At 41.8% G+C, this 22,007-nt stretch carries 14 protein-coding genes and 4 pseudogenes; 11 read left to right on the top strand and 7 right to left on the bottom strand.

The features are described from left to right. The first annotated feature begins 63 nt into the window (after positions 1-63). The 4 genes from DXA05_RS07630 (at position 64) to DXA05_RS07615 (ending at position 2,615) form a co-directional block, all read left to right on the top strand. On the top strand, positions 64-489 hold the full coding sequence (locus DXA05_RS07630; RefSeq protein WP_008022809.1) for an amino acid-binding protein: 426 nt from the start codon (positions 64-66) through the stop codon (positions 487-489). A 422-nt stretch (positions 490-911) separates the two neighbouring features. Next, a complete protein-coding gene (gene bamD / locus DXA05_RS07625) occupies positions 912-1,715 on the top strand; it encodes an outer membrane protein assembly factor BamD (protein WP_004312707.1) in 804 nt (267 codons plus the stop codon). Positions 1,716-1,729: 14 nt separating this feature from the next. Then, entirely contained in the window at positions 1,730-2,065 is a 336-nt protein-coding gene (locus DXA05_RS07620; protein ID WP_004299989.1) for a DNA-directed RNA polymerase subunit omega, read from the top strand. Between the two features lie 106 nt (positions 2,066-2,171). Further along, positions 2,172-2,615 (top strand): DUF4293 domain-containing protein, encoded by a 444-nt coding sequence (locus DXA05_RS07615; RefSeq protein ID WP_004312708.1) that lies wholly within the window; start codon positions 2,172-2,174, stop codon positions 2,613-2,615. A 266-nt stretch (positions 2,616-2,881) separates the two neighbouring features. Here the strand turns inward: DXA05_RS07615 and DXA05_RS07610 are convergent, their stop codons facing one another. Both DXA05_RS07610 and DXA05_RS07605 read right to left on the bottom strand, forming a co-directional pair. Next, entirely contained in the window at positions 2,882-3,616 is a 735-nt protein-coding gene (locus DXA05_RS07610) for a porin family protein (protein ID WP_004312709.1), read from the bottom strand. A 7-nt stretch (positions 3,617-3,623) separates the two neighbouring features. After that, complete coding sequence (locus DXA05_RS07605) at positions 3,624-5,390, bottom strand: LysM peptidoglycan-binding domain-containing protein (RefSeq protein WP_055234755.1); 1,767 nt, start codon at positions 5,388-5,390, stop codon at positions 3,624-3,626. A 158-nt stretch (positions 5,391-5,548) separates the two neighbouring features. On the opposite strand from DXA05_RS07605, the pseudogene uvrA reads away from it, so the two are divergent. The 3 genes and pseudogenes from uvrA (at position 5,549) to DXA05_RS07590 (ending at position 10,699) form a co-directional block, all read left to right on the top strand. After that, positions 5,549-8,373, top strand: a pseudogene (gene uvrA, locus DXA05_RS07600) (excinuclease ABC subunit UvrA). Positions 8,374-8,562: 189 nt separating this feature from the next. Next, positions 8,563-9,042 (top strand): Cys-tRNA(Pro) deacylase, encoded by a 480-nt coding sequence (ybaK, locus tag DXA05_RS07595; protein ID WP_008643813.1) that lies wholly within the window; start codon positions 8,563-8,565, stop codon positions 9,040-9,042. Positions 9,043-9,139: 97 nt separating this feature from the next. After that, positions 9,140-10,699: a peptide MFS transporter gene (locus tag DXA05_RS07590; protein ID WP_008022801.1), complete on the top strand. Its 1,560-nt coding sequence runs from the start codon at positions 9,140-9,142 to the stop codon at positions 10,697-10,699. Positions 10,700-10,771: 72 nt separating this feature from the next. Here DXA05_RS07590 and DXA05_RS07585 read toward each other — a convergent pair whose 3' ends face one another. Next, positions 10,772-11,269, bottom strand: coding sequence for a GNAT family N-acetyltransferase (locus DXA05_RS07585; RefSeq protein ID WP_128859004.1), 498 nt, complete (start codon positions 11,267-11,269; stop codon positions 10,772-10,774). Positions 11,270-11,434: 165 nt separating this feature from the next. Here DXA05_RS07585 and DXA05_RS07580 point away from each other — a divergent pair, with 165 nt between their 5' ends. The 4 genes and pseudogenes from DXA05_RS07580 (at position 11,435) to DXA05_RS07565 (ending at position 14,555) form a co-directional block, all read left to right on the top strand. After that, positions 11,435-11,761 (top strand): PadR family transcriptional regulator, encoded by a 327-nt coding sequence (locus tag DXA05_RS07580; protein WP_004312715.1) that lies wholly within the window; start codon positions 11,435-11,437, stop codon positions 11,759-11,761. 21 nt (positions 11,762-11,782) lie between these two features. Continuing rightward, positions 11,783-12,879, top strand: a pseudogene (locus DXA05_RS07575) (PspC domain-containing protein). Between the two features lie 152 nt (positions 12,880-13,031). Further along, on the top strand, positions 13,032-14,030 hold the full coding sequence (locus tag DXA05_RS07570) for an MBL fold metallo-hydrolase (protein ID WP_009040515.1): 999 nt from the start codon (positions 13,032-13,034) through the stop codon (positions 14,028-14,030). A gap of 18 nt (positions 14,031-14,048) precedes the next feature. Then, entirely contained in the window at positions 14,049-14,555 is a 507-nt protein-coding gene (locus DXA05_RS07565; RefSeq protein WP_008022792.1) for a flavin reductase family protein, read from the top strand. A gap of 175 nt (positions 14,556-14,730) precedes the next feature. On the opposite strand, the gene DXA05_RS07555 is transcribed toward DXA05_RS07565, so the two are convergent. From DXA05_RS07555 to DXA05_RS07540, 4 genes and pseudogenes are all read right to left on the bottom strand, one after another. Further along, positions 14,731-16,833: a S9 family peptidase gene (locus tag DXA05_RS07555; protein ID WP_044130186.1), complete on the bottom strand. Its 2,103-nt coding sequence runs from the start codon at positions 16,831-16,833 to the stop codon at positions 14,731-14,733. A gap of 48 nt (positions 16,834-16,881) precedes the next feature. Continuing rightward, a pseudogene (bexA, locus tag DXA05_RS07550) lies at positions 16,882-18,212 on the bottom strand (multidrug efflux MATE transporter BexA). A gap of 84 nt (positions 18,213-18,296) precedes the next feature. Beyond that, positions 18,297-20,149 (bottom strand): annotated as a pseudogene (gene yidC / locus DXA05_RS07545) (membrane protein insertase YidC). 57 nt (positions 20,150-20,206) lie between these two features. Further along, the gene (locus tag DXA05_RS07540; RefSeq protein WP_128859003.1) at positions 20,207-21,832 is read right to left on the bottom strand and encodes a CTP synthase; all 1,626 of its coding nucleotides are present in this window, start codon (positions 21,830-21,832) and stop codon (positions 20,207-20,209) included. Between the last annotated feature and the right edge of the window lie 175 nt (positions 21,833-22,007).

Genomic DNA, 22,007 nt, shown 5'->3' with positions numbered 1-22,007 from the left:
ATACCTAATGCTTGTTACTTAATACTTAATACTTATTACTTATTACTTAATACTTTAATAAATATGGTAGCAAAACAACTTTCTATCTTTTTGGAAAATAAGTCAGGCCGTTTGACGGAAGTGACTGAAGTGCTGGCGAAAGAAAATATCAATCTTTCTGCTTTGTGCATTGCCGAAAATGCTGATTTTGGTATTTTGCGTGGAATAGTATCTGATCCGGATAAAGCATACAAAGCTTTAAAAGATAATCATTTTGCAGTGAATGTGACTGATGTAGTAGGTATAAGCTGTCCCAATATACCGGGTGCTTTGGCAAAAGTGCTGGGATATTTATCAGACGAGGGTGTATTTATTGAATATATGTATTCGTTTGCCAATAACAATATTGCAAATGTGGTAATTCGCCCCAGCAATCTGGATAAATGTATCGAGGTACTGAAAGAAAAGAAAGTCGATCTGCTGGCTGCAAGTGATTTGTATAAGCTGTAGATATAGCAGTAAACGATAAACAGGGAACGGTAAATAGCTGCGTTGTCTTTGAATGGGATAACACATTTGTTTGCCGTTTTTTTGCTATAAAAAATAGTGACGCTATCCGATGTGGATAGTGACGGTATACTTCACCGATACCGTCACTATCCCGGGCATATACCGTCACTATTTTTTTTCTGCCTTATAACAAGTTTTTTTCTGTCTTATAACAAGGAATCTGACGTTTGTTCGTCAGGTTTATGTCAATCATGATTTCTGTGTGATTCGTTTATTACCTGCCGTTTACAGTTTGGCGTTTGCAATTCGACGTCATTTTCTCTCCTTTTGTCGATGTTTAACGCCTTTTATGTATTAAAAAACACAGATTAATTGCTAAATTCCCAGCGAATAAGTAACTTTGCGCATTATTTTTAAATAGGATGAAGAAAAATATCATTATAACTTTGCTTGCGGCGGCTACTCTGACATCATGTGGAGAGTACAATAAATTGCTGAAAAGCACCGATTACGAATACAAGTACGAAGCCGCTAAAAACTATTTTGCGAAGGGACAGTATAATCGTTCAGCTACGTTGCTGAATGAGTTGATAACCATTCTGAAAGGAACCGATAAAGCGGAAGAGTCTTTGTATATGTTGGGAATGAGTTATTATAATCAGAAAGATTATCAGACAGCTGCCCAGACATTTATCACCTATTTCAATACGTATCCCCGTGGCACTTTTACCGAACTGGCACGTTTTCATGCAGGTAAAGCTTTATTCCTGGATACCCCGGAACCACGTTTGGATCAATCAAGCACTTATCAGGCTATCCAGCAGTTGCAGATGTTCATGGAGTATTTCCCGAACAGCACAAAGAAGCAGGAAGCACAGGATATGATTTTTGCTTTGCAGGATAAGCTGGTTTTGAAAGAACTTTATTCTGCAAGATTATATTATAATCTGGGTAATTATTTAGGCAATAACTATGAGTCTTGTGTAATCACAGCTCAAAATGCACTGAAAGATTATCCTTATACTGACTATCGTGAAGAACTTTCTATCTTGATTCTGCGTGCAAGACACGAAATGGCTATCTATAGTGTAGAAGACAAGAAGATGGATCGTTATCGCGAAACAGTGGACGAATATTATGCTTTCAAGAATGAATTTCCTGAAAGTAAATATTTGAAAGAAGCCGAGAAAATATTCAATGAATCACAGAAAGTAATTAAAGACTAAATTTAAATAGATTTATGGACTACAAAAAAACGAATGCTCCTGCTACAACAGTAACCCGTGACATGATGGAACTCTGTGCTGATACAGGTAATGTTTATGAAACTGTTGCCATTATTGGCAAGCGTGCTAATCAGATCAGTGTAGAAATCAAAAACGATCTTTCAAAGAAATTGGCAGAGTTTGCCTCTTACAATGACAACTTGGAAGAAGTGTTTGAAAATAGAGAGCAAATCGAAATTTCTCGTTATTATGAGAAATTGCCGAAACCGGACTTGATTGCTACGCAAGAATACATCGAAGGGAAAATATATTATAGAAATCCGGCTAAGGAGAAAGAAAAACTTCAGTAATTTATTTTCTGACGAAGAATTTGATAGTCAAGTAGTAAGTGGGATGATTATCCCTACTCCTTATTGCTTGGCTATTATTGTTTAACTCAACTACTTTAGAATACTTATGATTCAACGAATTCAAACTGTTTATTTATTGATTGTTGCAGGATTACTGATTACAGCTATGTGTATGCCGATAGGTTACTTCATTGATACAATGGGCGAACATCCTTTTAAGGCATTAGGATTGGAAATAAACGACGCTTTTCAGTCTACATGGGGGTTATTCGGGATTCTGATGCTTAGTACTATCGTTGCCGTGGCTACCATTTTTTTATATAAGAACCGTATGTTGCAGATTCGCATGACGATTTTCAATAGCTTGTTGTTGGTCGGTTATTACATTGCTGCCCTTGCTTTTTATTTTGCGTTGAAGAATGATGCAAATATGTTCCGGGTAGGTTGGGCATTGTGTTTACCACTTATTTCCATCATTCTGAATATATTGGCTGTTCGTGCTATTGGACGCGATGAGGTGATGGTAAAGGCTGCGGATAGATTGAGATAAGACTTTTCCCTATATCTGGGTAATTCGTTAATATGATTAATGAAAAGCATCGCTTTATAAGAGTTAAAGCGGTGCTTTTTGCTCTCTAAAGCTATGCTTTAGCATCCCTAAAACGGTGCATTTACTGAATATCCCTGTTTTAAAGATACAAATAAGGCAACTAATTCATTGCGAGTTAGTTGCCTTATTTATTTAAAGAGTATCCCTAAAGCGATGCTTTGTAGATATTCAAGCTCCTTCTCTCGAAAGGGAGGAGGGAGAGGATTTTATTTCTTCAAGTCAAATAGGTACGTGAGCTTTATGGTAATTGTTCCATGCGCTGCACGGGCGAAATAGTCTTTCTTTGTGGTGCTGTAAAAGTCGGACAGCGCAAAATAGTAACGGCCTTCAACGATGAAGCTGCCGGCTTTCTTTGTTCGGAGTTCTACACCGCCGCCACCGGCAATACCGTAGTCGAATTTATTCTGAATCTTAACTCCGTATACGGCTTTCTGTGTATTGGATAAGGTGTTCATATCAATACCTTTTATTGTTTCCGATTCGCTTATCAGAAAGCTGATTTGAGGACCTGCATGAACAAAGAATTGTAATCCTCTGTCTCGTCCGAAAGCAAGATGGGCTAGAAAAGGAATATCAATATAGGTCATTTTGCGGGTATAAGTTTTGCTCGGATCCTTCGAGGTGACTTCATATCCGTTATCGTCCAATGATACCGTTTCAAACAATTGGTCCCAACCCCTTTGTGATACATTCAATTCGACTTGTGCACCACAAATCATGGCAAAATACTTCTCGGATATATAACGTGCCGTCAACCCTCCGGTAATTCCCATCAAGCTATTTTGCTTGATGCTGGGAGTGAAAGAAACACTGTTTAAGTTGACACCTCCATTGACACCTACTGATAAATTGCTGCGTGCTTCTCCAATTTGGGCAGTGGCAGGAAGAGCAAATCCCGTAAGTAGGAGTGTTGCAATCAAAAATGGTTTTATCTTTATCATTTTCGTATTATTCGAAGTCAAGTTTTACTAATTCAAAATTCTTAGTGAAACGTATGAAGAACACTTTTTTATTAATAAATCCTCCCCAGTTGTTCACGCGCTGGAATTTGAATCCTGTCTGGATTGGCGTCAGGTTCATCTTAGGCAGATTGTTTTCCAATTCCGAGCCATAGAGCGATAATCCCTTCAAGAAGAAGAAACCGGTGTCGAAGCCAAGCATTGCGTAATTGGGGTATTTGCTTGCCAAATCTTTACTATACCATTTATGATAAGCGTTGGTGAATTGCACGGCTGCCGGGAACAATGTATTCGTATAGAATGAAGAGTAGAAATATACATCCAACTCAAAGAAATTTTCCAGATGATCTCTGGTGTAAGTCTGCCATTCCGGGTAGCCGAACAGGTGAATTTTTTCTGCAGGATTCTCTCTGACTAACAACGTTAGTTGAGGAAGTACCTTAATCAGTAAAACATTACTGCCCGATGTCGGGATAAAAATGTTTTCTTTATCACTGCGAAGTGTTGCTTTCAATGTTTCTTTAGTTGCGCTTTCGCTGACGGTTCTCATAGGAATTCCTTTGCTCTTCAACTCTTGTTTCAAGCCGCTGATAAATTCTGCTTTCTCCTTGTCAGCACTCGACGGTTCGATGAAAATAACGTTCGCATTAGGGAATTGGCGGGTGAAATGCTCATAAACCTCTGAATATAAATAAGATTGAGGCGTATTAATCTGATAAATAGCAGGATTTTTGAATACCTCTTCTCCTTTTTGAGAGAAAGGGATCACCAGGCGTATATCGTTCTTCTCCGCGAAGTCTGACAATGGTTTTATTTGATTCTGATGCATCGGACCGATGATGATATTCATACTCTTCATCTCGTTTTTGGCAAGAATCGTATTTAATGTAGAAATGTCTTTTCCACTGTCATATACATATAAATCAAGAGAAACGCCCGTACGTTTCAGACTGTCTACTGCCATCAGGAAACCTTCGTAATATTCCACCATGCGTTTGTCTTCCTGGAAAGGCAACAACAAGGCAGCCTTAATAGTAGACAGCTTTTGGGGAGTCTCCTTATTTTTGCGGAAAAGCTCGCTATTGCTGGGAGGAACAGCGTATGGATCTTCCTTCTGTGTAGGTTGTACGGTGGTTGCTGCCGGGTAGGGGATGCAAAGGAATTGTCCCTTTTTCATGCCCTTTTTCAGTTCCGGGTTAGCGTCAATCAACTCCTGCTCGCTGATTCCGTATTCACGGCTCACGCTGAATATAGTCTCTTTGCGCTTTACCTTATGCATATCTTTGCATCTCGGAACGACAGGACCTTGAATAGTCGATTGTTCAGTAGGCGTTTGAACTACGGCGTCAGTTTGTTCTTCTTTTTTCTGCGGAATCAGAATAACTTGTCCGATACGGAAATTCTCGGCACTCAAACCTGGGTTTGCTTCACAAATATCTTTGGCGGACACATTATACATCGTTGTCAGTTTGTACAATGTTTCTCCGGCTTGGATCGTATGGAATGTTTCTCCCTTCTGGCTTTCTTTCCCGGTAGGAATTTTGATAGTTTGTCCGGCGTAGATCTTTTCGTCACAACCAGGATTCAGACGTATGATGTCTGACGTAGTGACATTATACATCTTGGAAATGGAGTATAAGCTTTGTCCTTTTTCGATGGTATGCAAGAAATAAGATTGGTTTTCCTGTGCATAACTGATAGCGTATGAAACGCTTATAAAAAGCAGAAATAAGAATATTCGGTTTATCGGTTTCATCAAATTATAACTATTGGTTCTTGAAATCAAGGAACAAAGGTACAAATAATGCCCTATATCTTCATAAGATTTGAGTTAAGAAAATAATATTGTGCTTTTTTAGGAGCATATTTCGGGCGGAAACATTAATTTTGCAACATTTATGGAAGGATATGAATATGCAGGAAACAGAATATATTAATGTGTACGGTGCGCGCGTGCACAATTTGAAGGACATTGATGCCGAGATTCCCCGTAACAGCTTGACTGTTATCACCGGATTGAGTGGTAGTGGAAAATCTTCTTTAGCCTTCGATACGATTTTTGCCGAAGGACAGCGCCGCTATATCGAAACTTTTTCAGCCTATGCCCGCAATTTCCTGGGCAATCTGGAACGTCCGGATGTCGATAAAATAACAGGCTTGAGCCCGGTTATCTCCATTGAACAGAAAACAACGAATAAAAATCCCCGTTCTACCGTAGGAACAACTACCGAGATCTACGATTATCTCCGTTTGTTGTATGCCCGTGCGGGAATCGCTTATTCGTATCTGTCGGGGGAAGAAATGGTGAAATACACCGAAGAGCAGATTCTGGATTTGATTCTGAAAGATTATAAAGGAAAGAAAATATATCTGCTGGCGCCATTGGTGCGTTCACGTAAAGGACATTATAGAGAACTTTTTGAACAGATACGTAAAAAAGGATATTTATATGTACGAGTAGACGGAGAAGTGCGTGAAATCACGCATGGTATGAAGCTCGACCGTTATAAGAACCACGATGTAGAAGTGGTTATCGATAAATTAGTGGTTGCAGAGAAAGACGACCGGCGCCTGAAACAGAGTGTGGCAACTGCCATGCGTCAGGGAGACGGGCTGATGATGATTTTGGATGCCCAGTCCGAAAGTATCCGGCATTATAGTAAGCGACTCATGTGTCCTGTCACCGGGTTGTCTTATCGTGAACCGGCTCCGCATAATTTCTCATTCAATTCACCGCAAGGAGCGTGTCCGAAGTGTAAAGGGTTGGGAGTAGTCAATCAGATTGACGTGGACAAAGTGATTCCCGATCGTGAACTTTCCATTTACGAAGGTGCGATAGCTCCTTTGGGAAAATATAAGAATGCGATGATTTTCTGGCAAATCGGTGCTTTGCTTGAGAAGTACGATGTAACGTTGAAAACACCGGTTAAGGAGTTGCCGGACGATGCGACTGATGAAGTGTTGTATGGCTCTGACGAACGGATTAAAATCAAGAGTTCGCTGATCGGCACTTCATCCGATTACTTTGTTACCTATGAAGGAGTGGTGAAGTATATTCAGATGTTGCAGGAGAAAGATGCTTCTGCGACAGCGCAGAAATGGGCGGAACAATTTGCCAAAACAACGGTTTGTCCTGAATGTAAAGGGCTCGCCTGAATAAGGAAGCTCTGCATTTCCGCATCCACGATAAGAATATTAATGAATTGGCAAACATGGACATCAACGAGCTGTATGACTGGTTGATGAAGGTAGATGAGTTCCTTTCCGATAAGCAGAAGAAAATATCAGTGGAGATTCTGAAAGAGATTCGTACACGTTTGAAGTTCCTGCTGGATGTCGGTTTGGATTATCTGGCGTTGAACCGTAGTTCTGTCAGCCTTTCCGGTGGTGAGAGCCAGCGTATCCGTTTGGCTACACAAATTGGTTCTCAATTGGTGAATGTGCTTTATATTCTCGACGAGCCGAGTATCGGTCTGCATCAGCGTGATAATTTACGTCTTATCAACTCCTTGAAAGAACTCCGTGACATGGGAAACTCCGTGATTGTGGTGGAACATGATAAGGATATGATGCTGGCTGCTGACTATGTCATCGATATGGGACCAAAAGCCGGACGTCTCGGTGGAGAGGTTGTTTTTGCAGGAACTCCCCAGGAGATGCTCAAGACCGATACGATGACTTCGCAATACCTGAATGGAAAGATGAAGATAGAAATCCCCGCCAAGCGTAGAAAAGGAAACGGGAAATCTATCTGGCTGAAAGGAGCGAAAGGGAATAACCTGAAGAATGTTGACGTAGAGTTTCCGTTAGGTAAACTAATTTGTGTGACAGGTGTATCAGGAAGCGGGAAATCTACTTTGATTAATGAAACTCTGCAACCGATTCTGTCGCAGAAGTTCTACCGTTCTTTGCAGGATCCTTTGGAATACGATTCGATTGAAGGATTGGAAAATATCGATAAGGTAGTGAATGTCGATCAATCACCTTTGGGACGTACGCCACGCTCCAATCCTGCTACCTATACCGGTGTGTTCTCTGATATCCGTAATCTGTTTGTAGGGCTTCCGGAAGCTAAGATTCGCGGTTACAAGCCGGGACGTTTTTCCTTTAATGTTTCAGGCGGACGTTGTGAAGCCTGTACGGGAAATGGTTATAAAACAATTGAAATGAATTTCCTTCCTGACGTATATGTGCCTTGTGAAGTATGTCACGGCAAACGTTATAACCGGGAAACACTGGAAGTACGTTTCAAGGGAAAATCGATTGCCGATGTATTGGACATGACAATCAACCGTGCCGTAGAATTCTTTGAAAACGTTCCGCAAATCTTGAATAAGATAAAAGTATTGCAGGATGTCGGACTCGGATATATAAAGTTGGGACAATCTTCTACCACTCTTTCCGGTGGAGAAAGCCAGCGTGTGAAACTGGCAACGGAACTGTCGAAAAGAGATACAGGCAAGACCCTTTACATCCTTGATGAACCGACTACCGGACTTCATTTTGAAGATATCCGTGTACTGATGGGAGTACTGAATAAGCTTGTAGATAAAGGGAATACGGTTATCGTCATCGAACACAATCTGGATGTGATTAAAATGGCGGATTATATTATCGATATGGGCCCTGAAGGGGGTAAGGGCGGGGGAGAACTCCTTAGTTACGGAACACCGGAAGAGGTTGCGAAGAGCCCTAAGGGATATACACCTAAGTTTCTTCGCGAAGAGCTGGGGCTCTAATTTGAAGCATAGAGTGAGGGCGTTCCCCCAATAAAGTCAACTATCTCTAATCATATTAATTAAGGCGCGGATTACATGGTTTTTATTTAATTAGAGCCGTGTAATCCGTGTCTTAATAAAAGTCATGGAGGACTTTGTCTCCCGCTAATTCTTTATTTATCAGATATAGAAAGTATAAATACAACGAAAATGAAAATCAATAAAACAAATGCCGCACGGCTGTTAGATAAGGCTAAGATAGCCTATGAACTGATTCCCTACGAAGTGGATGAAAACGACTTAAGTGCTGTTCATGTAGCAGCAGATTTAGGAGAAAACATTGAGCAAGTGTTTAAGACTCTTGTCCTGCATGGCGATAAAAGCGGATATTTTGTCTGTGTCATTCCGGGAGAACATGAAGTTGACTTGAAACTGGCAGCTAAAGCATCGGGTAATAAGAAGTGTGATTTGATTCCCGTAAAAGAACTTCTGCCACTTACCGGATATATCCGGGGAGGTTGTTCGCCTATCGGCATGAAGAAACATTTTCCTACTTATATCCATGAAACCAGCCGGGAATTTCCGTATATTTATGTAAGTGCCGGGGTACGGGGACTTCAGATAAAAATAGCTCCGGAAGATTTGATTCGTGAATCCAGAGCAGAAATTTGTCGTTTATTTGAGGAGTAGTTTAACAAATCATTGTGCAAAAACTCAAGAAAAAGTATATATTTGCAAGAAATATTTATTTAAATCAATCATTTATTAATTCTAAAAACTTATATCTATGTTCAGTAAACACCCTAAAGGTCTGATTGCTGCAGCTTTAGCTAATATGGGAGAGCGTTTTGGCTTCTATATTATGATGGCGATTTTGACATTGTTTATTTCAGCGAAATTTGGATTGTCCGAGACAACTACCGGATACATTTATTCCGCGTTCTATGCTTCCATTTATATTTTAGCTTTGGCGGGAGGTGTTATTGCTGATAAGACGAAAAATTTTAAAGGCACTATTTTAGTAGGGCTGATATTAATGGCTATCGGTTATTTGATTATTGCCATTCCTACTCCGACCCCTGTTCCTAGTATGGCTCTTTACTTGGGATTAACCTGTTTCGGACTTTTGGTGATTGCTTTTGGTAATGGTTTATTTAAAGGAAATCTGCAGGCTTTGGTAGGCCAGATGTACGATGACCCTAAATATTCAAACCTACGTGATGCCGGTTTCCAGATATTTTATATGTTTATCAATATTGGGGCTGTTTTTGCACCGTTTATTGCTATTGGTGTGCGCAACTGGTGGCTGAAGGTGAACAATTTTGATTATGATGCCACTTTACCTGAATTGTGCCATCAATATTTAGAAAAAGGAAATGATATGGCTCCACAGGCAATGGAGAATCTGACAACTTTGGCTAAGAGTGTTGTTCTTGACGGGACTCCTGTAACAGATATGGGTATGTTTGTTAATAACTACCTTGATGTGTTTAACCGTGGTTTTCAGTATGCTTTTATGGCTGCTATTGGTGCTATGCTTGTTTCGCTGATTATTTATATGGCAAATAAGAAACGCTTCCCGGATCCTGCGACTAAATTGGAAACCAGTAAAGGTACTGCGACTGTGAATAAGGAAGAAATCCAAATGAGCGCTACTGAAATCAAACAACGTATCTATGCTTTGTTTGCAGTATTCGGTGTTGTTATTTTCTTCTGGTTATCTTTCCACCAGAATGGTTATTCTTTGACTTATTTTGCCCGTGACTATGTGGATTTGAGTGTGATTAATATCGACTTAGGCTTTACGCAGATCAAGGGAGCTGAAATATTCCAGAGCGTTAATCCGTTCTTCGTTGTATTCCTGACTCCATTTATCATGTGGATGTTCGGCTCAATGAAAAAGAATGGTAAAGAACCTTCTACCCCGATGAAGATTGCCATCGGTATGGGTATTGCCGCATTAGCGTATGTATTCTTGATGGTATTCTCCTTTACATTGCCTTCGAAAGAGGTGTTGGGTACTATGAGTGCTGCTGAAATAAATGCTATTCGTGTGACTCCGTGGATTATGATCGGTCTGTATTTCATCCTTACAGTTGCCGAATTGTTCATTTCTCCTCTGGGATTATCGTTTGTATCTAAGGTGGCTCCTCCTCATTTGCAGGGATTAATGCAAGGTTGCTGGTTGGCTGCAACAGCTGTGGGTAATTCACTGCTGTTTATCGGTGGTATTCTTTATACCACTGTTCCTATTTGGGCTTGCTGGTTAGTATTTGTAGGCGCAACAGGTGCTTCTATGATTGTAATGCTTTCAATGGTAAAATGGCTGGAACGCGTAGCGAAATAGAATCCCGTCATTGACTAAATAACAAAATGCCCCGGAACATTCACGATACTTGTTCCGGGGCATTTTGGTTTATTAAATATCCAATCCCATAATATAATCATTCATATAATACCCATTGCCAATCGGGAAATCACCTTCCCGTAACTTTCTCATTCCCATGTATTCGTAAAACTGCAAGGCTTTATTGTTACGATTCACGTTGAGTTCCATCAGACAAGGTTCTGGGTGTATCTCCTTGATGCATTTGATTGCTTCCTTAAATAAGAAACTGCCGCAATGCGTACCCTGAAAGCGGGGGAGAACATAGATTTTCTGAAGATGGAATACATCTTTTTCCTGTTGCTGCACAGAGACGTATCCGCATGGCTCATTCTCTTTATAGGCGATGGAATACACATGCCCTTCTTCCTCCATTTGCTTGCGCACATTGGAAGGAGCATACATCCAGTCCATCATATAATCCAGTTGTTCAGGAGATAAAATATCCTTGTAGGTGGCGGGGAATACCTCCTTTGCCATCATATGAATAAGCTCGCAATCGGCTACCGTTGCTTTTCGAATTGTAAACATACGTATTTTCTATTTTATGGTTTAACGGGCACAAATATAGCCATTATTTCTTTTTATAATAAGGTAAGCACTCTCTAATGTTTTAATTATTATTAATTTATAGTACTTTGTAATGCAAGGTACTTAAGTAATGCATATATTTGTGCTATCTAAAAGAAGTGAATAATGAAAGTAGACAATGTAAAATCACAGATGAGGAAAGGCATGCTTGAATATTGCATCATGCTTTTGCTGCACAAAGAGCCTGCCTATGCTTCTGATATTATTCAGAAATTGAAAGAAGCCCAGCTGATTGTAGTGGAAGGCACCTTGTATCCGTTGCTGACCCGTCTGAAAAATGACGACTTGTTAAGTTATGAATGGGTGGAATCTACCCAGGGACCTCCCCGCAAGTACTATAAACTCACTGAACAAGGAGAAACCTTTTTGGGAGAACTGGAAATTTCCTGGAAAGAACTTAACGACACAGTGAATCATATAGCCAATAGATAATTAGAAAAAGAAGAAATAAAAATGAAAAAGACATTGACCATAAATTTAGGAGGAATAGTTTATCATATAGATGACGATGCCTACCGACTGTTAGACAATTATCTGTCTAATTTGAAACATTATTTTCGTAAACAGGAGGGTGCGGAAGAAATTGTAGACGATATTGAGATGCGTATTGCTGAACTGTTTGCCGAGAAAGTAACTGAAGGAAAACAGGTCATCACAGTTTCGGATGTAGAAGAAATTATCGCCCGCGTAGGCAAACCGGAAGATTTTGGCATTGCTGACGAGGATACAGATTCACAGAAAAGAACGGAGCAAGCATCGTCCGCTAATCAAAGTAATACGCAAACCTCTGCCCAACGTCGCTGGTTCCGTGATCCGGATAATAAATTGTTGGGTGGTGTGGCTGCAGGACTGGCAGCTTACTTCGGTTGGGACATCACATTGGTGCGTATCCTGATGATTATTCTGGTGTTTGTACCTTATTGTCCGATGATTATCCTTTATATTATCGGATGGCTCGTTATTCCGGAAGCCCGTACCGCCGCAGAAAAGTTAAGTATGCGTGGAGAAGCGGTAACCATTGAGAATATTGGCAAAACAGTGACAGACGGCTTCGAACGGGTAGCAGATGGGGTTAATAATTATGTGAACTCCGGTAAACCTCGTACCTTTCTTCAAAAGATAGGCGATGTATTTGTTTCCATTGCTGCCGTTCTCTTTAAGATATTTCTGGTAGCTCTTGTTATTCTTTGTTGCCCTGTCTTGTTCGTATTGGCTGTCGTATTGGTAGCGTTGGTATTTGCGGCAATTGCGTGGCAGTCAGTGGAGGAGCTTTACTTTATGAGTTGTTGCCTGCCATCGACTGGATGCCGGTTACTTCCGTCTCTCCTATGATGACATTATTAGGTACGATTGCCGGAGTTGCCCTCATCGGTATTCCATTAGGAGCTTTCTTGTATACTATCTTGCGCCAGCTATTCCATTGGTCGCCAATGGGAACAGGTTTGAAATGGTCGTTACTGATTTTATGGATATTGGGTGCGGTCATTATGGTTATCAATCTTTCTGCTCTTGGCTGGCAACTGCCTCTGTATGGGCTACACTGCTGTTAACTAAGCCTCATTCTATTAAAAAAGGATAATATTTATTCTTTTATAAGTAAATGTACCCCGATAGTGTGTCCGGGGTACATTTTTTGTTTTCCCTTATTCATCGTAAATCGAGATTTTTTAGTAAGTTTGTAAATACGTATTCAGGAAATAAAATGGGTGAACATATATGTTTTAGGAGAAACGAACGTTTAGCGACAGTCAATCCTTATTGGAGAGGAAATCCGATGGTGCGCGGACGTTTTTTTAACAGGCAGCATCGCTTCCGTCCGGGGATGGGCAGCGTGTTGAAATGGCGTCTTTCGCCCAATCCCCAACGCAAAGAGAAGAAGACGGTGAAATGGGACCCGAAAGTTTGTTATCTTCGCTCATTGGATGCGGTGGTAGGAGATTCTCTGATATGGCTCGGACATAATTCTTTCTTTCTTCAATTAGCAGGTAAGCGAATCATGTTCGATCCGGTGTTCGGCAGTATTCCTTTTGTGAAAAGACAGAGCGAATTTCCTGCTAATCCTGATATATTTACGGAGATTGATTATCTACTTGTCAGTCATGACCATTTCGACCATTTGGATAAACAGAGTATAGCCCGCTTACTGAAGAACAACCCGCAAATGAAACTTTTCTGCGGCTTGGGAACCGGTGAACTGATTCAGGGATGGTTCCCTGAAATGAAAGTGATTGAAGCCGGATGGTATCAACAAATGGAAGATGAAGGATTGAAGATCACGTTTCTGCCGGCACAACACTGGAGCAAACGTTCCGTACGCGATGGCGGTCAGCGACTGTGGGGAGCTTTTATGCTGCAAGGAAATGGGATTTCTCTTTATTATAGTGGTGATACGGGTTATTCCAGCCATTTTCGTGAGATTCCCGATCTGTTCGGAGCACCGGATTATGCTTTGTTAGGTATCGGTGCATACAAACCTCGCTGGTTTATGCGTCCCAACCATATATCGCCATACGAATCCTTGACTGCTGCCGAAGAAATGAATGCAGGTCTTACCATTCCCATGCATTATGGCACATTCGACTTGTCTGACGAGCCTTTGCACGATCCTCCGAAAGTTTTTGCAGCAGAAGCAAAGAAACGGAAGATTCCAGTGGAGATTCCCTATTTGGGAGAGATTGTAAAATTGAAAAAACAGAAATAATTAGAAACGAATAAAGAGATGAAGAAATTAGAAGTAAAAGACCTGAAAGAAAACTTTTTCGAAGCGATTGGAAAAGAGTGGATGCTGGTTACGGCCGGAACAAAAGAGAAGTTTAACACGATGACAGCAAGTTGGGGTGGCATCGGTTGGCTGTGGAACAAGCCTGTTGCTTTCGTTTTTATCCGTCCCGAACGGTATACGTATGAATTTGTAGAGAAGAACGATCACCTGACTCTTTCTTTCTTAGGGGCAGAAAATAAGAAGATTCACGCTATTTGTGGTTCTAAGTCGGGACGTAATATAGATAAAGTAAAAGAGACCGGATTGAAGCCAGTGTTTACAGAAAATGGCAATGTGTTGTTCGAGCAGGCACGATTGAGCCTGGAGTGTAAGAAGCTTTATGCTGACGGTATCAAACCGGAATGTTTTCTGGATAAGGAATCATTGGAAAAGTGGTACGGTGGTGCTCATGGTGGTTTCCACAAGATGTATATTGTAGAAATTGAAAATATTTATTCGGAGTAAGATTTAGCCGATTTATGATGGATGCAATGGAGAAGGCTCTGAACTCAAGTAGATTGAGAACAGAGCCTTCTTTTATTTTACTTTATTGGAAAGTCGTTAAGCACAGATTATATGAAATATGCAGTTTTAGTGAATCAAATGACCGTGAGATTCGTATAATCCGTGCTTTAAAATTTTACTTAGATGGAGCTTTCTTCACCCATTTATCCAACCATTCAAAGAATGTGCGTTGCCATAAAACTCCATTCTGCGGTTTCAATACCCAGTGGTTTTCATCCGGATAAATCAGCAACTCTGCAGGAACACCACGCATCACGGCAGCATCGAAAGCAGCCATTGCCTGATTAGCCAGAATACGGTAGTCTTTTTCTCCATGAATACAGAGGATAGGCGTATCCCATTTCTCCACGAATAGGTGAGGAGAGTTGGCAAACGTACGTTGTGCCACCGGGTTTTGTTTTTCCCAGTATGCGCCTCCCATATCCCAGTTGGCAAACCATTTTTCTTCAGTTTCCAGATATTGCATTTCCATATTGAAGATACCGTCGTGGGCGATGAAGGCTTTGAATCGTTTGTCATGATGTCCCGCCAACCAGTATACAGAGAATCCTCCGAAGCTGGCACCTACACATCCCAAGCGATCTTTGTCTACATACGGCTCTTTTGCCATTTCATCGATAGCAGTGAAATAATCTTTCATACACTGGCCACCGTAGTCACCACTGATCTGTTCGTTCCATTCCACGCCAAATCCCGGCAAGCCGCGACGATTCGGAGCAACAATGATATAATCATTGGCTGCCATAATCTGGAAATTCCAGCGATAAGACCAGAACTGGCTTACCGGACTTTGCGGACCTCCTTCACAGAACAGCAAAGTCGGATATTTCTTGTTCGGATCAAACTGCGGGGGATAGATTACCCATGTCAACATCTGTTTGCCATCTGTTGTTTTCATCCAGCGACCTTCCACTTTACCCATTTCCAACTGGTCGTAGATCTGCTTGTTTTCCTGCGTCAGTTGAGTAGTAGAGCCATCCAGTGCCACAGTATAAATTTCATCACCCATGCTCATTGAATGACGTTTGGCGATCAGTTTATCCCCGAAAAGAGCTACACTTTCATAATCGTACATTCCTGAAGTAATGGCCTTTACCGAATCATTTGCCAGGTCAAGCGCATAAATCTGTGACTCTCCATGCCATACACCTGTGAAATAGATCACTTTTGCATCTGCTCCCCAAACAAAGGCATCTACATTCGATTCGAACGCCTTGCTGACAAACCGTTTCTCTCCGGTTTCCAAATTCATGATGAACAGACGGTTTAAGTCGGCTTCGTAACCGTCACGTTCCATACTCTGCCAGGCGATATATTTGCCGTCCGGAGAGTATTGCGGATTGGTATCGTACCCTTTGTTTTCTTCCGTGATATTTTCCGTTTTTTGGGTGTTCAGGTCATAAACGTAAATATCGGAGTTGGTGGAAATCGCATATTCCAATCCTGTCTTTTTACGGCAAGTGTAAGCCACTTTGTCCGAAGTAGTATTCCAGGCAAGTTGCTCAATGCCACCCCAGGGTTTCATTGGACTTTCATACGGTTCTCCGTTCAGGATATCCACAATATTGGAAATACCGTTACCGTCGAAGTCGGCAACAAAAGGATGTGGAGCTGTCGTCACCCATTCATCCCAATGTTTGTACATTAGGTCGGTCACGATGATACCTGTGGCTTTCGGCAGGTCCGGATATTTATCAGCAGTGCTTTCTTTCGTCTTTACTTGTGAAATAAACAGCAGCTTTTTGCCATCCGGTGAAATGGAATAACCTTCGATGTCTCCGTCGTAGTTGGTCAATTGCTTGCGTCCGCTACCGTCCGGATTCATTTCATAGAGCTGGCTGCTTCCATTGTCATTACTTAAGAATGCAAGTTTGGTGCCTCCTTTAATCCATGTCACTTCATTTTCCTGATACGGGGTATGAGTGATTTGCTGGTTTTCGCTTCCGTCTGCGTTCATCACGAAAACTTCGCGGTTACTCTTGTTTTCCGGTACACTGTAATACGCTACCGTATACGCAATTTTCTTTCCGTCGGGCGATACGGCGAATCCGCCGATACGTCCCATAGCCCAAAGTGCTTCGGGAGTCATGCGCTTCCCTTCGATCTTAATATCCGATTTCTCGATAAGCACCTGATCTGTTTTGCCTGCGTCTTTGGTTCCTCCGCAGGCAGCTAACAACATTGCTGCCGACATCATAAATAAATTAGCTTGTCTCATATATTTTATAAAATGTTTATTTTCTTGCGAAGATAGTGAAAAAAGGATTTAAATCTTCTTTTTCTGCCAGTTTCCTTTCTTCATATACCAGTAGCAGAACAACAGTATAAAAGTACCGTACACACATTCTGTCGTCCAGGCAAATGCGACATCCATTCGCAGATACATGATGAAATATGCAGAGTATGTGACATAGATAGCCAGTACACAAAGTTCCATAGCCAATGCAGTCCGCGTATTTCCTGTTCCTGATACCGATTGGAAATACACATTGGCAGGCACCAGTACCAGATAGGCAGAGCATAGTACCCACAGTGAAGGTACGGATGCCGCTCTCAAATCCGGCATATCTGTATAAATACGTAGATCAGATCCGGAAATAGACAGAAGAATATCAGAATTGGCAATACAAATATATATCCAATGCGAATGTGCTGTCTGATAGTACCCCGTACACAATCCTGTTCACCTGCACCGATCAGATTGCTGACCAATGAACCACAGGTGGATGCAAATGCCATTGCAATCATAAACGGGATTCCCGACACGTTTCGGATAATGTTCGCGATTGCCAAAGAGCGCTCTCCCAAATGTTCCACAAATAGAAAGAACATAAACCAGGTAGACAAAGAAACAAAGTTCTGGATCATTGTCCACACAGAAACATTCAGTATTCGTTTCAGTGTTTTCCCTTGGAACTTAGGCAGTATATTCAATGCATACTTCCTGCAGTCAATCCGTTTCCAGGTATAGATGATAAAGAAAATCACCGATACCATTTCAGCCAGCGAAGAGCCGATAGCAGCACCGGCAATTCCCAATTGCGGGAAACCGAATTTTCCGAAAATCAGGATATAATTGAATACCACATTCGAAAGTACCATCACAATAGAGTTCAAAGTCAGCGTCTTGGTCTGCGTCGTACCTACAAAGAAGGCGCGGAACATCACCATGATAAAAGAGAAGAAGAACCCGTACACACGCCAATGAATATAACTCTCGGCTGCATCGTAAATGTGAGGAGACGAAATGATATTCTTGAGGATATATGGTGAGAATACGATGGAGAACGTGAATAAAATCACTGCCATGGCAAGCAGGAAATATATGCCCTGATAAAAAATGGGTCCGATTTCCTTGTAGTTTCCTTCTCCATTGCGACGTGCAATTAATATCTGGGCACCGATGCTGAAACCGAATGCCATCATGAAAATGGCAAGGTAATATACACCTGCAATGGCGGAAGCACCTAATTCGATTTCTCCGACACGTCCCAGAAAAGCAGTGTCCGTCATACCAATCATCTGTTCCATAATCAGACTGATTAGGATAGGGTAGGAGATTGTCCAGATTTGTTTATAAGAATATTTAGTTTTCATCCTATTTTATTTTTTAGAGAAAGAAAGCCGGGCAACCAAAATAGGGTGTCCGGCTTTCTTAGAATATGATTCAGGAATAATTCCTTATTTTTTATTCTGTCTTTGCTGTTGCAGTAGCTCTTGTTGCTTTTGCATCGCTTCCAGGCGGGCAGCAAATCCGGTCTTTTTCATTTGTTTCGGGTCCTTCTTTTTCGCTTCAAGAATAGCCAGCAATTTAGTTTCGTCGGTCGTTTTACGAAGCAGAATCATAGTACCCACGCTAATCAGCGTTGACACGAAATAGTAATAGTTCAAACCTGACGGATAGTCGTTCAAGACAAACAAGAACATAATCGGCATCAGATACATCATCCATTTCATTGCCGCCATTTGTGGTTGCGCTCCGGTATCCTGCATAGACATCGTGTACTTCGTGTTCAAGATGTTTGTCACCGTCATCAGCAAGCAGAACAAGCTAAGGTGGTTGCCCAGGAACGGAATATGGAATGGGAATGTGATGATAGCGTCATAAGTAGAAAGGTCGTCCGCCCACAAGAAACTCTGTTGACGCAGCTCGATAGCACTCGGCACGAACATAAACAAAGCCATCAAGATAGGGAACTGCAATAACATCGGCAGACAGCCGCCCATCGGGCTTACCCCGTACTGGCTGTAAAGACCCATCACCTCCTGCTGTTTCTTCATTGCATCTTCCTGCTTCGGATATTTCTTGCTGATTTCGTCAATTTTCGGTTTCAATACACGCATCTTGGCAGAAGACATGTACGTTTTCCAGGTAGCCGGATAAACCACGACTTTCACCATGATGGTCAGAATCAACAGTACGATACCCATGCTCAATCCCCAACCGGATAACCAGTCGAATACGTTGATTGTGATAAACTGGTTAATCCAGCGAATCAACGGCCAGCCAGATAAACCAGTCTGTGAAGTTCCCATTTCTCGTCGCGCCCTTTATCCAGCGCTTTCAGCGTCTTAAAGTGGTTCGGACCGAAATAGAAATACATCTCTGTCGGTTCTTTGCCTGTCGGATCAAAGAAAGTATTCATTTCAGCAGAATAATCTTTGATATATCCGCTTCCTTGCTGCTCCATTTTTGACTTTACGGAAACCTTGTCGAAATCCTGTTCAGCAATAAATACAGACGAGAAGAACTGATTCTTGAAAGCTACCCAATCAATGCGTCCCGGCAAATCCTGACTGTCATCTTTGGCAGCAGATAAGTTGTCCACATTGTCACCTGTTACTTTATAAGTCAGTTCCGACAGACGATTCTCATAAGTGAATCCTTTTTCCAGTTGGCGGGCACGTTGTGACCAGTCGATGTCCACATACTTGGTGCTTGCCAACTTGTTTTCCATGCCTGTCGCTTTGATTTCAAAGTTCATCAGGTAGCTATCCGGTTTCAGCGTATAGATGAAATCGATATAGCTTGCGCTATCCGCAGCCAGACGCATGGTAACACTACTATCCGTCTTGTTTACAGCTTCAAAGAAATAATCTTTGGTCTGGATGGCTCCTGCTTTGTTGTAGAAGTTGAAGTTCATCGAAGCATCGTCACCGTCGAACAACATAATCGGTGTCTTTTTGTCCTGTGCCATATAATCCTTCAGCATGGCTGAATAGACACGTCCGCCTTTTGTTGCGAAAGTAATTTCCGCTACATTATTCTGGATGCTGATTTTAGAATCGGTCCCATGCAAGGCATTGAAAAACAAAGCAGAAGAATCGGCAGCCGATGCAACCTCTTTTTGGCTGTTAGCCAGCGCAGCTTCTGTTTTCGCCTTCAGCGCTTCCTCCTGCTGCTGTACTACGGCAATAGAGTCATAGTATCTTTTTTGTGCAGCTATCTGTTCCTCGCTTGGACGACTCAAAAAGCTGAATCCTACCAATAATATGCCTATTAGAACGAGACCTGTGATGGTGTTTTTATCCATTCTTATTTTAATTACAAATTATAAAATTACAAACTACCGGTCGTTTACCGCGTATCGTTAGCCTTTTGCCGTTGTTTTTTCGTTTTCGATGGCAGCTTTCACAAATGCAACGAACAACGGATGAGGGTTCAGTACCGTACTACCATATTCCGGATGGAACTGTGTACCGACAAACCATTTCAAAGTTGGGATCTCAACGATTTCTACCAGATCCGATTCCGGGTTGATACCTACACATTTCATGCCGGCAGCTTCATATCGGTCTTTATAATCATTGTTGAACTCATAGCGATGACGGTGACGTTCCTGAATATGTTCTTGTCCGTAAGCCTGATATGCTTTCGAACCTTTCTGCAATACACATTCGTAAGCACCCAGACGCATCGTACCACCCATGTTGGTGATTGCTTTCTGTTCTTCCATGATATCAATCACGTTGTGCGGAGTCTTTTCATCCATTTCACGTGAGTTGGCATCTGCGTATCCTAGTACGTTGCGTGCAAACTCAATAGCAATACATTGCATACCCAGACAAATACCGAAAGTCGGAATGTCATGTGTACGTGTATATTTGATAGCGACAAACTTGCCGTCGATACCCCGTTGACCGAATCCCGGACCAATCATTACGCCCGCCATACCTTTCAAAGCTTCAGCTACATTCTCATCTGTCAGTTTCTCGCTGTTTACGAAATGAACTTCCACTTTGCGGTCATTGTAAGTACCCGCTTGCGATAAAGCTTCACGGATAGATTTGTAAGCATCCTGCAAATCGTATTTTCCAACCAGTGCAATATTGATCGGTTCTTTAGTCTCTGCAGCGTGACGACGTTCCAGGAATTTACGCCATGGGCCGAGTCCCGGAGTTTCTCCTACCGGCAGTCCCATCTTTTCGAGGATAGTGCTGTCCAGCCCTTGCGCTTGCATCAGGATAGGTACTTCGTAGATTGTTTCCGCGTCGATAGACTGCACGACGGCTTTATCGTCTACATTACAGAATTGTGCCACTTTCTTACGCAGTCCGTCACTTAGCGGATGCTCGGCACGCAGTACCAGTACATCCGGCTGAATACCCACACTTTGGAGTTCCTTTACAGAATGTTGCGTCGGTTTTGTTTTCAATTCTCCGGCAGCAGCAAGATAAGGAACATAGGTCAAGTGTACGCAAAGAGCGTTCTTACCGAGTTCCCATTTCAACTGACGGATACTTTCGAGGTAGGGGAGTGATTCGATGTCACCTACCGTACCACCGATTTCAGTAATCACAAAATCAAACTTGTATTTATTACCAAGCAGTTTTACATTCCGTTTGATCTCGTCTGTGATGTGAGGAATCACCTGGATCGTTTTACCCAGATAATCTCCACGACGTTCCTTGTCAATGACGCTCTTGTAGATACGTCCCGTAGTAATGTTGTTCGCCTTTGTCGTTTGTATACCCAGGAATCGCTCATAGTGTCCCAAGTCGAGGTCGGCTTCGTGTCCGTCTACGGTTACATAGCACTCTCCGTGCTCATAAGGATTCAATGTTCCCGGGTCGATGTTGATATACGGGTCAAACTTCTGGATGGTTACATTATAACCTCTTGCTTGCAGCAACTTACCGATGGATGATGAGATGATCCCTTTTCCTAAAGAAGAGGCAACACCACCGGTGACGAAAATATACTTTGTTTCTCCCACAGCTATAACTGTTTTAATAATTGTTTACTTAGTAGTATTCTTACGAACTTAAAAACCGCAAAATTATAAAAAAAAGAGGAAGATTACAGTCTTTCGTCTCCACAATTTTATTAAAAAATGCAATTTTAAAAGAATCCTATGATTTCTGAACAAAATAATGTAGCTTTGCACTCTA

Source organism: Bacteroides sp. AM54-2NS (assembly GCF_003602935.1).
GTDB classification, from domain to species: Bacteria; Bacteroidota; Bacteroidia; order Bacteroidales; family Bacteroidaceae; genus Bacteroides; species Bacteroides xylanisolvens.
This window is presented reverse-complemented; position numbering and strand designations above follow the sequence as displayed.